Consider the following 13,020-nt stretch of genomic DNA (forward strand, 5'->3'; position numbering starts at 1 on the left):
AGCTACCAATAGGCCGCCCGCAGGAGGGGGTCTGTTCTGTCGCACGGCCATCATCCCTTGCTCGATCTCTCCCCCGACCGCCGCGCCGCGGCGCTGATCGAGGCCGGGCTGCATCAGGTGGAGGCCGCACGCCTGCGCACCGTCGCCGCCCCCTTCCTGGACCGGCTGGACCCGGATGCCCGGCTGTTCGGCGAACACCTGGTCGAGGAAATCGCCCGGCTTTCCGCGCAGGTCGAGGCGCTGTCCCAGCTGCGGCAGGCCGATGCACTGTCCCGCGCCGAGCGCCTGCGGATCGACCCGCTGCCCTTCATCCCCGCCGCGCGCCGTGAGGCCGCCGCCGGGCCGGAAGCAACGCCGGAGGCAGGCCCGGTGGCCTTCGACGTGGCCTCCGAGGATTTCATCGGCTTCGGCTGGTACCCGGCCGAGATGACCGATGCCGGCGCGCTGCGCTGGTCCGGCGCCGCGCGCTGCGCCACGGCGCAATTGCCGGCGCTGGGCGGCGGCGCGTTGCGGATCACGCTGGCGCTGCGGGCGCCCTTCGGCGCGGCGCTCGACCTGGCGGCGCAGGATATCTTCCTGGATGGGCTGAAGCTGGACCTGACGGTGCTGTCGCAGGATGGCGCGATGGCGACCTGCCAGGCAGTGGCGGTGTTGCCGGCGCTGCCGGCCGGATCACGCATCTCCCTGCTGCTGCAAGGCGACCGCTTCACCGACCCGGCCACCGGTCCGCTGCGGGACAGCCGCACCCTGGGCCTCGGCCTGGGCTGGCTGCGGATCGAGCGCGAAGGCTGATGCAGCCGACGGCACGGCGCATCATTGTCACTGGCGACCTGCTGCGGCCGCAGGACAAGCTGTTCAAATCCTCGCAGAATGGCAACATCCAATGGTTCCACCGCCTGGTGCGCCGCCCCCTGGCCGCGGCCACCGGCCTGCCGGTGCAGGGGCTGGTCTGGGATGAACCGGGCATCGCACCGCCCGGCAGCGACATCCTCGGCTTCGACACGCCCGCCTTCTACGCCGCCTGCGGCGCCGCACCGGATATCGAGGGCTGGGTCGGACTGTTCGACGCGATGGCATTGCCGCGCGACGCCGCCGCCATGCTGGCCAGCCCCTTCGCCGGCGCCGCGGCGGTGGTGGGGTTCGAGCTGACGGAGTTGCAGAAGCGGCTGCTGACACTGGCCGCCATCCCCTGGGTCGATGTCAACATCCACCCCTACCGCTTCGGCCCGGACGTGCTGTTCGCCATCCAGACCGACCACCCGGAGATCCTGGCGCGGCTGATCCCGCACCATGCCGAGGACCATGTCTTCGAACCCTGGGCCGATCTGCTGGCCGCCACGGCGGTGAAGATGCCGCCGCGCGTGCCGGTGGAGACACCCTGCCTGCTGGTCGGCCAGACCCAGGTGGATCGCGCGCTGATCAGCAACGGCAAGCTGCAGGACCTGTCGCATTTCGCCCCGGCACTGCACGCGGTGCTGGGCCCCGAGGGCCCGGTGCTGTTCAAGCCGCACCCCTACAACGCCGATGGCTTCGGCCTGCACAATGCCGGGCTGCGCCTGTCCCGCATCCGCCAGACGCGGGAGAATGCCTATGTGCTGCTGGCGCAGGATGCCATCCGCACCGTTGTCGGCGTTTCCTCTTCCGTGGTGGCGGAGGCGCGGTTCTTCGGCAAGCAGGGTGTGTTCCTCGGCACGCCGCCGATGCGGATCGCGCCGCGCCGGGCGGATATCGCCCCCGGAAGCCATGCCAGCGTGGTGGATGCGTGGCTGTCGGCCGATTTCTGGCGCGACCTGCTGGCCCCGGTGCTGGCGGTGACCGCCTGTGACGGCCGCCGCCCGGTGCTGCCGCCGAATGCGCTGCGGACTTCGCTGCGGCAATTCTGGGGCTGGGACGAGATCTTCTTCCAGCTACCCTGGGATCTCGCGCAAGGGCGGGCCCAGGCACGCGGCTGAGGCTGGCTTCCCTTTCCCGCATGGCGGGGAGTTGCGGCACGGCCGCGACGCCGAAGGCTGGTGGCCGGGTCGGGGCCGGCTATGCCGCCTCCCGCGGTTCCTCACCGCTGAAGAAGGGCAGGAAGGCGCCCAGCACCAGGTCCGGCCGCTGTTCCGAAGGGTAGTGCCCCGTTGGAATGGCCCAGCCGCGCAGATCCGGGGCCCAGGGCCGCCAGGCCTCCATCACCGCCAGGTGCCGGCCGACATGGCTGTTGCTGCCCCACAGCACCAGTACCGGGCAGGCGATCTGCCGCTTGCCGAATTCGGCGCGGTCCATCTCGTAGTCCAGCGTCACCGTGGCGCGGTAGTCTTCGCACACCGCATGGATCTGTTCCGGCGTCGTGCAGCGCGCATATTCGGAGAACGCCACCGGGTCGAAGATCGAAAGCCCGACGCCTTTCTTGTTCAGCTTGTAGTTGATGTAATAATCCAGGTCGGCGCAGAGCAGCTTCTCGGGGAACGGCGCCTTCTGCGCCATGAAGAACCAGTGATAGCTCTCCAGCCCCCAGCCGAGGGTGATGTTGGACAGCAGGTGCCAGGTCGGCACGATGTCCAGGGACGCCAGCTGCGTCACGCAATCCGGATGGTCCAGCGCCATGCGGAAGGCCACCCGCGCGCCGCGGTCGTGGCCAGCCACGCCGAAGCGCGTGAAGCCCAGCGCGCGCATCACCTCCACCCCATCCAGCGCCATGGCGCGGAAGCTGTAGGCGGCGTGGTCGTCGCCGCCCGGCGGCTTGCTGCTGTCGCCATAGCCGCGCAGGTCGATCAGCACCACGGTGAAGTGGCGCGCCAGCTCCGGCGCCACGCGGTGCCAGCTCACATGCGTCAGCGGGTTGCCATGCAGCAGCAGCAAGGGCGGGCCGGACCCGCCGATGGCGGTCATGATCTCGGCGCCGGATGTGCGGATGCGCTGGTGGCGAAAGCCGGGCAGCAATGCGGCGGCGGCCTCACTCGGCGGCTGCGAGTCTCGGGACATGGATGGTTCCTCCGCCAGCAGGCTTGGCCGGTGGGGCAGCCGGGTCAAGGCTCCATCTGTGGATTTCAGGTGGATTGGATTGGGGTCGATGAGCTGGATCGCTTAGGATTGTCCATCCTTAAGTGGTCGGGCGATGATCTGGGATATTTGTATGGGAGATGTTGATCGTGCGGGATGATCGTCGGGACGAGCCCCTGTCCCCCCACCCGGCGCCTGGCGCCGTCGGCCTGAACGCGATCGGCCTTAAGCACGGCAGCGACAAGGCCTCACGTATCCATAACTATCTCCGCACCTACGAATTCTTCCTGCAGGATCAGCGCGAGGCAGAGATCGAAGTTCTGGAAATCGGCGTCAATGATGGCGCCTCCCTGAAGACATGGGCGGAGTATTTCCCTGCCGCCCGCATCCTCGGCGTGGACCGTGATCCTGCCAGCCGCCGACACGCCTCCGATCGTGTGCGGATCGAAATCGGTAATGCTGGCGACGCGTCATTCCTGCTGAAGCTGGCGGGTTCCGCGCGTCCGAACGTTATACTCGACGATGGCACCCATCTCTGGGAAGAGCAGATACTCGCGCTGCGCATGCTCTATCCGGTGCTGCTGCCCGGCGGACTCTTCATAATCGAGGACATTCATACGAGCTTCGGCGACGCACATCGCAAGCGCTATGCGGGCAACGCCGCATTCTCCGCCTTCGATGAGGTACGAAGGCTTGCGGAAGGACTGACCGGAGGCGCTCTCGTCGCGGAGCCGCAGAAGGATGAGTTCCATACTTACTTCAAGGCCACCGCAGAGATGGTGGTATTTCTGCGGAACGCCGTGATCATTCGAAAGGCGCCGCGGGCAGAGCATCCACGGCTACGTGCCAAGCTGCGACTACGGTCCCTGGCGGAAGCAGCGCCGGAAACGCGTGACCTGGATTCGGGCGGCTCCTATTCGCGCATCACGCCACGTATCGTCACCGCGCCCGATGTGATTTTTCGCACCGTTACTGCGCAGAGCAGGGAGATCGTGGAGCCACCGAAGGCGCAGGTCGCCAGCTTGCAGAATTGTGTCGTCATGGGCGATGGCGTGGTGGTCACCCGGCAAGGCGTCATCATCCGGGAGAGCCTGATCAACCAGCAACAGGCGCTGCGTTTCGCAGGCTGCTTCCGCCCCACCCCGAAAGCCGGCTTCGCCACGTTGGAGAATGTACCGAGCATTTGTCCCCTACCGGCCGATACGACACATGTGCTGCTCAAGCAGCGCTGGGACTCGAATTACGGACATTGGCTGGTGGAGAGCTTGCCGCGGCTGGACCTGGTGCGAGAGATCGCCGACCTCACCCAGTGCCACTACATCGTCCGCAAGACCATTTCCGAACAGATGCGCCAGGTTATGCTCGACTGCCTAGCGATCTTCGGCATCACCGAGGCACAGGTGATCTTCGCGGATGATTTCCCGCTTTCTGTCCCATCCCTGATCTACCCAGCGCCGCTGACCGTACAGCCATGGGTCAAGGCGCCTCGCGTAGTTCGCACGCTAGAGCGATTGGCAGCCGAGGCGATCGGCCCAACTCCCCCGGGTGAGCGGCGGCTCTATGTGCAGCGCAGTGGCCCGCTACGACGGAAGATCTTGAACCAGGACGATGTGGTCGCCATGCTGGCAACACTCGGATACGAGGTGGTCTCGCCCGAGGCGATGACGCTGCGAGAGCAGATGGCGCTGTTCGCCTCGGCCTCTCATATCGTCGGCAACCTTGGCGCCGCGCTCACGAATATCGCCTTCGCACCCGCCGGGGTACGTTTGCTAGCGCTCACCACCGAATTCATGATGGATGACTTCTTTTACGACCTGATATGCCACAAGCGCGGCGAGTACTGGAGCTTGCATGGCAAGGCGAACCGGCCAGAACTCGGCATGCAATCCGACTTCACCATTGACATGGCGGCGCTGGGGCCACTGCTGGAACAATTTGACAGCCTGCGTTAAGGCTGAACTAGGCATGGTGGGACGTCGCGCCAGCGCAGAGTGCGCGCATAGCGCGCCCGTCAGCATCAGCTCCGCTATCGCTTCACGGCAGTTGCGGCATCGAGCGCCGCTAGGAATTCCGCACGCCCCATGACATCGCGGATGCTGGCGCCGAGTGTGGCGCGCAGTTCCGGGTCGGTCGCCTGGACCATCACCCGCGCCAGATCGACCGGCGCGGCGCGCTTGAAGTGTAGCCCGTCCACGCCGCGCTGCACCTTCTCCGCCATGCCGCCGATGTCGGAGACGATCAGCGGCGTGCCGGCGCGGCGGGCTTCCTGGATCACCACCGGCGAATTCTCCCACCATACGCTCGGCACCACCACCCAGCCGACGGAGCGCATAAGGTCCAGCGCATCCAGCGGGTCGTAGCGGCCGGCGAAGGTCAGGCTGGAGCCGGCGGCTTCCACCATCGGCTCCAGCGTCGGGAACAGCCGCAGCACATCCTCCCGCTCCGCGCCGAAGACGGTCAGCACGATATCGGGGTTGCCGCGCAGCGCCATGGGCAGCGCGCGCAGCAACACGTCCAGTCCCTTGAACGAGGTTGGCTGGCCGAAGAAGCCGAAGCGATGCGCCATGGCCTGTGGATCGGCCGCTTCGCGCGGCTGCGCCAGCATGGCGTCGCCCAGATAATTCTCCAGCACCGGATCGCGCGGTGCGGTCAGGCCCCAGTCGCGATAGCGGCCGCGGATGAAGTCGCTGGGATGCAGGATGGTATCGAAGCGCGACAGCACCGCCATCAGCGTCGCCTTGCGATAGGCGAAGCGTTCCAGCGTCTGGTCCGGGAAGCAGGCCAGGCAGCGCAGCGGTGATTCGCGCCGGCACAATTCGCGCGACCGCGTCTTCACCATCTGGCCGTGATGCAGGCAGATCGCCAGCATCTCATGCATGGTCATGACGAAGCGCGCATCCGGGCGCGCGGCCATCAGCGCATCGATCAGGTCGGTGCCGAGGCGCCAGTAATGATGGAAGTGATAGACTTCGCAATCCAGCGCCGCGAGGAAGTCCACCAGCACGCCGCGCTGATAGGTGTCCTCCCAGGCCAGCCGGTCCTCCGCCATGCCGGCGAAGGAATAGACGTACTCGCCGGGACCGAAGGGCATCACCGTCTCGATCGGGCGGCTTTCGGCGTATTGCGTGCCAACCTCGCTGGCGCCGACGAACACCACGTCGCGGCCGGCGTCGCGCATCGTCTCGAATTGCCGGTAGGCCGCCAGCTCTCCGCCGCCCTTGGAGAATTCGGGGTGCGAATGGGCGATGATGCAGACCCTGCCCATGGCGGTGGCCGGGCGCGTCCTGGGTGGCTTAGCCATGCAGGGCGGTCTCCGCGGGGCCGGTGGACCACAGCCGGGCCAGATGGGCGTTGACCACTTCCGCCGCATGCGGGCTGCTCCAGCCGCGCTGGACCGGCAGGAAGGCCGGCTCTCCGGGCTGCATCCGGTGCAGGCGCAGCAGCCGGGCCAGGCTGTCCGCCAGCGCCGGTTCGCAGCCGGCGCTGGCATGCAGCGCCAGCAGCCGCGCCAGATCCGCCGCGCCCAGCGGACGGGAAAACGCCGAAGCCGGCCGCCCGGCAGCCACGGCAGCGGCGAAACGCGGGGCTTCCACCGCCAGCACGCCGGCGCGGCCTGCGGCCTGCCGCAGCGCCTGCACGGCGGCGGCGCCCAGCGTCACGGGAATGCGGCCGCGGCGGATGAAGGGCTGCGCCACCGCCTCCGCCGCATCGCCCATCACCAGAAGTCGGTCGCAGCGCCCCTCGAATTCCGGCGCCGTTACCTGGAACAGCCGTGCCGCCAGTGGGTCATCCGCGCCCAGGATCAGGCCGAGGCGGGGCAGGTGGCCGGCGGCATCGGGGGCGGCACGCTGCGCCGCCAGGCTTGCCAGCGGCGGCGCCCACAGCGCCTCCCGCCGGGCCACGACCAGCCGCAGCAGGTCGAGCGCCGCGGCGCCGGCGGCGTCGCCCGGTTCGGCGAAGGGGGTGGTGCGGCAGATCGAATCCAGCAGGTCCGGCACCGTCGCGGCGCGCGGACGGCAGCGCAGGAAATGCACCAAGTCGGGCCGCATCTGCACCCGCAGAACCAGTTCAAGCGTCGAGAGCCGGTCGAGCCATGCGGGGTCGATGCGCGCCTGGCCGACCAGCGCCTGCGGCAGTGCCGCGACATGCCAGTCGAGCAGCGGCACGGCCACCGGCTCCGCCCGCCCGGCCGCATCCGGACGCTGGCCGATGGCTACCATCTCCAGCCGCGCTTCGGGGGGGAAGGCGGCGCTGCCGCGCACCACCACCATTACCTCCCCGGCCAGGGAGGTCAGGGTCTCGGCTTCCTCGATCTCCGCCAGCGTCTCGACCATGCGGCCGCGCACGGGGTTCAGTCCGGCGAGCCAATCGCCAAAGCCGCCGAAGGGGCGCTGCTGCCAGCCCAGCAGTGGCTGAAGCGCGGGGTTGGCGGCGCAATCCGCAAGCAGGGCAAACCCCGCCTCCGCCGGCCAGGCGGCCAGCAGGCCGGCCAGCGCGGACTCACCTGACCCTTCGCCGGCAATGTCGGTGCGCTGGTCACCGGCCTGCAGGACCAGCCGGGTGCCGGGGGGCAGGGCATCGGTCACCAGCGCGAAAAGGCGGGCGGGGCGCGGGCTGTCGGGCTGGGCCGGCTCCGGGTGAAAGCGGGCCTGCATGATTGGGCAGGGCTGGCCGCCCGGCGCTTCCAGCCACAGGGTCGCCTCCGCATCGGCAGGCGCCCGAGCCGAGCCAAGCAGCAGCCGGCCGCCGCCCTGCAGCGCCACCTCACATGCCAGGCCGAGCTGCAACGCCTCCCCGCTCTGGCCATCCTCGAACGGGCGAAGCACCAAACACCCTCCTGCCGGCCCCATATCCGGCGCCGTCAAACGGGCTTCGGCCGCCCGTGTCAACCACGGCATCAGCCGGGCCAATCAAACGGGCAAATCACACGGGCCAGTCAACCGGACCGGTCAAGTGCGGCCGGGGGCGGGCGGTGTCGTCACCGGGCGGGGTCGTCACCCTGCGGCACCCCAGGCGATGAAGGCGCCGTTGCGGAAGCCCGCCTGCGCCTTGCCGTAGCCGAAGGGCGCGCCATCCGGCGTCTCCACCCGCCCACCGGCTGCCTCCAGCACCGCCTGGCCGGCGGCGGTGTCCCATTCCATGGTCGGGCCGAAACGCGGATAGACATCCGCCACGCCTTCCGCCAGCAGGCAGAACTTCAGGGATGATCCGATGGCGCGATGTTCGCCGATCGGCAGGCGGGCCAGGTAGGCTTCGGTCTCCGGGTCCATGTGCGACCGGCTGGCCACCGCGGTCCAATCGGTGGCCGGGCAGCGCCGCGCGCGGATCGGCCGCCAGGTGGCGCGCCGAGGATCGGCACCGGGCGGCAGCGTCGCCATCTCCGCCCCCAGCCCCGCCGCGCCGCGCCAGATGCGCCCCAGCGCCGGCGCATAGACCACGCCGCAGACCGGCCGCCCGGCCTCGATGAGGGCGATGTTCACGGTGAACTCGCCGGAGGGGCCGAGGAATTCCCGCGTGCCGTCCAGCGGATCCACCAGGATGAAGCTGGCCCCCGGTGGTGGCGCGACGCGGGCGGCATCCTCCTCCGACACCACGGCGATGCCGGGCGCCGCGGCGGGCAGGCCCGCGGCGATCACCGCCTCCGCCGCCAGGTCCGCCTCCGTCAGCGGTGAGCCATCCGCCTTCGCCGTCACGTCATGCGGCCGGGCGCGGATCTCGACGATCCGCGCCCCGGCCTCGGCCGCGATGGCGGCGAAGCGCATGAGGAGGCTGCCGTGGTCGGTCATGGCGCGTCGGGTCCCGGGTCACATCTTGCCGCATCGAGGGTGGTCATGGGATAGCCGAAAGGGCAAGCAGGGGCGTGCAGGAGACATTCGGACCCGAAATGGACAGCCACCGCCACGCCGCCATGCCGAAACAGCCTGGGCCTGACCAGCGTGGCCTGCTGCGCTTTCTCACCTGCGGCTCCGTCGATGACGGCAAATCCACACTGATCGGCCGCCTGCTGTTCGACAGCCGGCTGATCATGGAGGACACGCTCGCCGCCATCACCAAGGACAGCCGCAAGCACGGCACGGTGGGGGAGGAGGTGGACCTCGCGCTGCTGGTGGATGGGCTGGAGGCGGAGCGCCAGCAGGGCATCACCATCGATGTCGCCTACCGCTTCTTCGCCACGCCGCGCCGCAGCTTCATCGTGGCGGATACGCCGGGGCATGAGCAGTACACACGCAACATGGCGACCGGCGCGTCCAACTCCGACCTTGCCATCATCCTGTGCGATGCCCGTCGCGGCGTGCTGACGCAGACCAGGCGCCACGCCTATATTTGTTCGCTGCTCGGCATCCGGCATGTCGTGCTGGCGGTGAACAAGATCGACCTGGTGGGCTTCGACCAGGCGGTGTTCGACCGCATCACCGGCGATTTCTCCAGATTCGCCGCGGGCCTCGGCTTTCATTCGATGATGCCGATCCCGGTCTCGGCCCGCTTCGGCGACAATGTCTCCAGCCCCTCCGGCAACACGCCCTGGTATCGCGGGCCGACGCTGGTGGCCCATCTGGAACAGGTGGAGCCGGAGGCCGAGGCGGCATCGCGGCCTTTCCGCTTTCCTGTGCAGTGGGTGAACCGGCCGAACCAGGATTTCCGCGGCTTCTCCGGCACCGTCGCCTCCGGCCGCGTCGCGACCGGGGATGCGGTGGTGGTCGCGGCCTCGGGCAAGGCCAGCACCGTGGCGCGCATCCTGGGCCCGGATGGCGACCAGACCGCGGCGGTGGCCGGCGATGCCGTCACCCTCTGCCTGGCCGATGAGGTGGATGTGGCCCGCGGCGACGTGCTGGCCCCGCCCGCCGACCGCCCTGCGGTCACGGATCAGTTCGCCGCGCATATCCTCTGGATGGATGAGGAACCGCTGCTGCCGGGCCGGCAATACCTGATGCGCGCGGGCAATCTGTGGACGCCGGTCTCCGTCACCTCGATCCGCCACCGGGTGGATGTGAACACGCTGGAACACCAGGCGGCGCGGCGGCTCGACCTGAACGAGATCGGCTTCTGCAACCTGTCGGCCGCGCAGCGCGTGCCGCTCGACCCCTATGCGGAGAACCGGCAGACCGGCGCCTTCGTGCTGGTGGATCGCTTCAGCAATCGCACCGCCGGCGCCGGCATGGTCGCCTTCAGCCTGCGCCGTGCCACCAACATCCACACTGAGGAATTCCTGGTGGACAAGGCCGCCCGCGCGGCGCTGGACCATCAGAAGCCGCTGGCGATCTGGTTCACAGGCCTGTCCGGCTCCGGCAAATCCACCATCGCCAAGCTGCTGGAACAGTCGCTGCACGCGGAAGGGCGGCACACCTACACGCTGGATGGTGACAATCTCCGCCACGGGTTGAACCGCGACCTCGGCTTCACCGATGCCGACCGGGTCGAGAACATCCGTCGTGTCGGCGAGGTGGCCAAGCTGTTCGTCGATGCCGGGCTGATCGTGCTGTGCTCCTTCATCTCCCCCTTCCGCGCCGAACGGCAGATGGTGCGGGAGATGATGGGCGAAGGTGAGTTCATCGAGGTGTTCGTGGACACGCCGATCGAGGATTGCATCAGGCGCGACCCCAAGGGTCTCTATGCCCGCGCCATCGCCGGCACGATCCGCAACTTTACCGGCATCAGCAGCCCCTATGAGGCACCGGAGACCCCGGAACTGCGGATCGAGACGCAGGGCCAGACGCCGGAGGAAGCGGCGGCCCGTGTGCTGGCGCATCTGCGCGGCGTGATGGGCAGCGCATGATGCAGACCTTGTTCGCGGGAAGGGCCGGGGATTTCCTGCGCGATGCCGCCTTCGGCGCGGACCCCTGCATCTTCGTGCATGTGCCGAAGACCGCCGGCACCTCGCTGCGTGCCGAGCTCGCCGCGATCCTGCCGCCCGACATCAACATCCATGTCGACTACACCGATACCTCGCGCAGCTTCCACGACCGCATCGACGATGCCGTGGCACGCTTCCTGGATCAGGCCGGGCCACGCGGCATCCGCTTCGCCTCGGGCCACATCGTCGGCCGCCATGTCACACGCATCGCCCAGCAGCTGCCGCGGGCGCGCTTCATCACCATGCTGCGCGATCCGGTGGCGCGCGTGGTGTCCGACTACCGTCACCAGCGTTCGCCGCGCCATCCGGGGCATGAGGATTTCCGTGCCCGGGTGCCGGATCTCGGCGCCTATCTCGACCTGCGCTGGGAGATGGACAAGGCCGCGCTGCATCTGCTGCCGGAGGATGTGCTGGCCACGCGCGATGCCGCTGCCTGCATCGACCATGCGATGCGCCGCTATGCCTTTGTCGGCATCCAGGAAATGTATGACCTGTCGTTCCGCACCCTGACCGCGCTCGCCGGCCGCCAGCAGGCGCCGCGGCTGAGGGCCAATGTCAACACGGATGCGGATGACGTGGCGGAGATCGATGCCGCGATGGCGGCGCGCATCCGCGCGCAGAACCCGCTGGATTGCGCGCTGTACACGCATTTCGCGGAGGCCTTGCGACGCGCGGAGCCGGCGCTGCGCGCGGCGCTGGCCTGAACCGGGCATGTCCCCGCTGCGCGCCTTCCTCGCGGGTGATTTCGAATCCTGGCGCGCCGCCCTGGAACCCGCCCCGCCGCTCTGGCTGTTCGTGCATGTGCCAAAGACCGCCGGATCGTCGCTGACCTCAGACCTCGCCGCCGGCCTGCAACCCTATCGCAGCCTGCATATCGACCACCTGGACCGCGCCCGCCCCGCGTTGCAGCGCTACGACACGGCGGTGGACCAGGCGCTGGCGGCGTGGCGCGAAACGCCGTTCCGCTTCGCCTCCGGCCATGTCCAGCAGCGCCACGTCGCGCGCATCCTCCAGGGTGTGCCGGGGACGCGGTTGTTCACCATGCTGCGGGAACCGGCGGCGCGGCTGGTTTCGGACTATCTGTATCAACGCTCACCGATGCACCCGCTGGCGGAGGAAATGCGTCGCCGCGTGCCGGATTTCGATGCCTTCCTGGACCTGCCCGGCCAGCGCAACCGCGCGGCGCGCCATCTGGTGCCGAAGCCGGTGCTGGATGCCGGTGATGCGGCGGCGGCGATCACGCATATCGAGGCGCATTTCGCCTTCCTTGGCCTGCAGGAACACTACCAGATCAGCTATCGCGCGCTGACCCGGATGCTTGGCCAGCCACGGGTGCCCGCGGCGCGGCTGCGGGTGAACAGCGCCGCCGCGGCGGAGCGCGCGGAGATTGCCGCCAGGCTCGCGGACCCGGCGCTTGCGGCACGGATTGCCGCGGCGAATGCGGTGGACCTGGCATTGTACCGCCACTTCGCGGCCGGCTGGCAGGCCATCGCGCCGCGGCTGGAGACATGGCTTGCGGCCGATCCAGCGCCCGCCTCATCGCCGGGCGGCTCGGAAACCATCCCAAGGCCGTAGGCGGAGGCGGTGCCCCGTGCCGCAGCGCGTTGCGCCGGTTCAGCCCGGGCCGGTGACGCCCGCCGCCGGGGGCCGTGCCGGGCCGGCCCGCGCCGCGTCCACCGCCGCCAGCAGGGTGCGGCCCCGATCGGCCCAGGCTTCCTGCTCCTCGGCCGGCAGCCCGGCGACGCGGGCGCCGCGACGGGCCAGGGAGGGCAGCAGTTCCAGCAGCGCCGCCAGCATGGCGCGGTCCTGGGTGGAGGTGAGGCTGGCCAGCGCCGGCCCCGTGGCCGCCGTCTCCAGCCGCCAATAGGGGCCGAACTGGTCGCTGCCGCCCTTTGGCCAGGCCTCGAACATCTGCGGCCAGCCCTTGATGCGCCGGAATTCCAGCCCGATCGTGCCGCGCCGGTCGAACAGCTTCAGCCGGACCTCGCGCCAGACACCGCTGGCCGAAACCAGCCCGGTCAGGCCGAGCTCGATGTGCCGGTAGCTGCCATCCGCGTTGGTGGTGTGCTGGTGCAGCTTGACGTCCTGGAAATCCGCGCCGCCGGGCGCCATCTCGCCGCCCGCGCTGGCTGCCGGCGCGGCCAGGGTCATGGGTGTGGGGGCGGGGGCGGGGGCGGGTGCCG

General features: G+C 69.3%; 11 protein-coding genes. 6 read left to right on the forward strand and 5 right to left on the reverse strand.

Features of this window, described 5'->3' with window-relative positions:
- The first annotated feature begins 57 nt into the window (after positions 1–57).
- Both Q8S40_RS22020 and Q8S40_RS22025 read left to right on the forward strand, forming a co-directional pair.
- The gene (locus Q8S40_RS22020; protein ID WP_305672117.1) at positions 58–792 is read left to right on the forward strand and encodes a hypothetical protein; all 735 of its coding nucleotides are present in this window, start codon (positions 58–60) and stop codon (positions 790–792) included.
- A complete protein-coding gene (locus Q8S40_RS22025) occupies positions 792–1,952 on the forward strand; it encodes a hypothetical protein (RefSeq protein ID WP_305672118.1) in 1,161 nt (386 codons plus the stop codon). Before Q8S40_RS22020 ends, Q8S40_RS22025 begins: the two co-directional genes overlap by 1 nt.
- A 79-nt stretch (positions 1,953–2,031) precedes the next feature.
- On the opposite strand, the gene Q8S40_RS22030 is transcribed toward Q8S40_RS22025, so the two are convergent.
- Positions 2,032–2,967 carry an alpha/beta fold hydrolase gene (locus Q8S40_RS22030; RefSeq protein WP_305672119.1) on the reverse strand — a complete coding sequence of 312 codons (936 nt, stop codon included), beginning with the start codon at positions 2,965–2,967 and terminating at the stop codon, positions 2,032–2,034.
- 158 nt (positions 2,968–3,125) lie between these two features.
- On the opposite strand from Q8S40_RS22030, the gene Q8S40_RS22035 reads away from it, so the two are divergent.
- Complete coding sequence (locus Q8S40_RS22035) at positions 3,126–4,937, forward strand: glycosyltransferase 61 family protein (protein ID WP_305672120.1); 1,812 nt, start codon at positions 3,126–3,128, stop codon at positions 4,935–4,937.
- 74 nt (positions 4,938–5,011) lie between these two features.
- On the opposite strand, the gene Q8S40_RS22040 is transcribed toward Q8S40_RS22035, so the two are convergent.
- From Q8S40_RS22040 to cysQ, 3 genes are all read right to left on the reverse strand, one after another.
- Positions 5,012–6,286 carry a glycosyltransferase gene (locus tag Q8S40_RS22040; protein ID WP_305672121.1) on the reverse strand — a complete coding sequence of 425 codons (1,275 nt, stop codon included), beginning with the start codon at positions 6,284–6,286 and terminating at the stop codon, positions 5,012–5,014.
- Positions 6,279–7,811 (reverse strand): hypothetical protein, encoded by a 1,533-nt coding sequence (locus Q8S40_RS22045; protein WP_305672122.1) that lies wholly within the window; start codon positions 7,809–7,811, stop codon positions 6,279–6,281. The genes Q8S40_RS22040 and Q8S40_RS22045 overlap by 8 nt, the downstream gene beginning before the upstream one ends.
- 168 nt (positions 7,812–7,979) lie before the next feature.
- On the reverse strand, positions 7,980–8,771 hold the full coding sequence (gene cysQ, locus Q8S40_RS22050; protein WP_305672123.1) for a 3'(2'),5'-bisphosphate nucleotidase CysQ: 792 nt from the start codon (positions 8,769–8,771) through the stop codon (positions 7,980–7,982).
- Between the two features lie 98 nt (positions 8,772–8,869).
- On the opposite strand from cysQ, the gene cysN reads away from it, so the two are divergent.
- The 3 genes from cysN to Q8S40_RS22065 are packed head-to-tail and all read left to right on the forward strand — an operon-like array spanning position 8,870 to position 12,412.
- A complete protein-coding gene (gene cysN / locus Q8S40_RS22055; RefSeq protein WP_305672124.1) occupies positions 8,870–10,759 on the forward strand; it encodes a sulfate adenylyltransferase subunit CysN in 1,890 nt (629 codons plus the stop codon).
- The gene (locus Q8S40_RS22060; protein WP_305672125.1) at positions 10,756–11,541 is read left to right on the forward strand and encodes a hypothetical protein; all 786 of its coding nucleotides are present in this window, start codon (positions 10,756–10,758) and stop codon (positions 11,539–11,541) included. Before cysN ends, Q8S40_RS22060 begins: the two co-directional genes overlap by 4 nt.
- A 7-nt stretch (positions 11,542–11,548) precedes the next feature.
- A complete protein-coding gene (locus Q8S40_RS22065) occupies positions 11,549–12,412 on the forward strand; it encodes a sulfotransferase family 2 domain-containing protein (protein WP_305672126.1) in 864 nt (287 codons plus the stop codon).
- Between the two features lie 39 nt (positions 12,413–12,451).
- Here Q8S40_RS22065 and Q8S40_RS22070 read toward each other — a convergent pair.
- On the reverse strand, positions 12,452–13,020 hold a 569-nt coding region (locus tag Q8S40_RS22070; RefSeq protein WP_305672127.1), incomplete at its 5' end, for a hypothetical protein.

Source organism: Falsiroseomonas sp. (assembly GCF_030695085.1).
GTDB lineage: Bacteria > Pseudomonadota > Alphaproteobacteria > Acetobacterales > Acetobacteraceae > Falsiroseomonas.